This is a genomic window from Streptococcus sp. 10824 (genome assembly GCF_013276595.1).
Classification (GTDB): domain Bacteria; phylum Bacillota; class Bacilli; order Lactobacillales; family Streptococcaceae; genus Streptococcus; species Streptococcus pseudopneumoniae.
Window position 1 is genome coordinate 1 of sequence record NZ_VMLH01000136.1, and the last position, 973, is coordinate 973.

3 pseudogenes are annotated in these 973 nt (G+C 40.6%); 1 reads left to right on the plus strand and 2 read right to left on the minus strand.

From position 1 onward, the window contains the following. A pseudogene (locus HT701_RS10470) lies at positions 1 to 220 on the plus strand (trypsin-like serine protease); the annotation flags it as partial. Between the two features lie 31 nt (positions 221 to 251). On the opposite strand, the pseudogene HT701_RS10475 reads toward HT701_RS10470, so the two are convergent. Then, positions 252 to 500, minus strand: a pseudogene (locus HT701_RS10475) (IS30 family transposase); the annotation flags it as partial. After that, positions 501 to 973, minus strand: a pseudogene (locus tag HT701_RS10480) (IS630 family transposase); the annotation flags it as partial.

The window sequence follows — 973 nt, forward strand, 5'->3', positions numbered from 1 at the left end:
AGGTAACTCTGGTGGCCCACTGATCAATATCCAAGGACAGGTTATCGGAATTACCTCAAGTAAAATTGCCACAAATGGAGGAACATCTGTAGAAGGTCTTGGTTTTGCAATCCCTGCAAATGATGCTATCAATATTATTGAACAGTTAGAAAAAAACGGAAAAGTGACGCGTCCAGCTTTGGGAATCCAGATGGTTAATTTATCTAATGTGAGTTCAAGCATTTTTTAGGATAGTTATTAATCCAATTTTAGATGAATGCGACTTCTTTGGGAGTCGTTTTCTTAGTTCCCTTAGGTAACCATCTCCGAATGAGCCTGTTGTGATTCTCATCAGTTCCCCTTTCCCAAGAGGCATAGGGGTGCGCATAATAGATATGTTCCTCAGAAAATACATCAGACAAGCGGTTAAATTCTGTACCATTATCTGCCGTGATGGACAGAATCTTGTCTTGTTTTAAGATGAGTTTTAGAGCCTGATTGACCGATTCAGCGCTTTTATTATGCCATATAGCATTGTCCATAACGAGTAAAAGATAATCATCTGGATAAGCTTGTGAAAGCTCTTCTAAAAAGGCGTTCATCCACTCAGTATGACATCCACCAGCGATTAAGAAAAATGATTCGCCTGTATGGGCATCAACAGCTCCATAACAATAGCGAAATTCTCGTATATAGTGACTATGGACATGTGGACCTACTCCCATTGGAGCCCAACAAGATCCCAGTTTACTGATTCTACCGAAACCAGCCTCATCTTGGTACATCAAGCGAACCTTACGAAAAGGTCTACTGGTTTTAAAGCGCTTTCTTTTCTTCTTGAATTGAGATTTTATTTTTAGACGCGACAATGGTTTGAGAGTCTACTTTCTTGGGATGTGCTGGACGTGGCCCAACCATGGTGCTTCAAGAGTTGATAGAAGGTATCACGTGTGTAGGAAGAACCTAACTCCTTTGTATAAGCCTGAAATAAGGC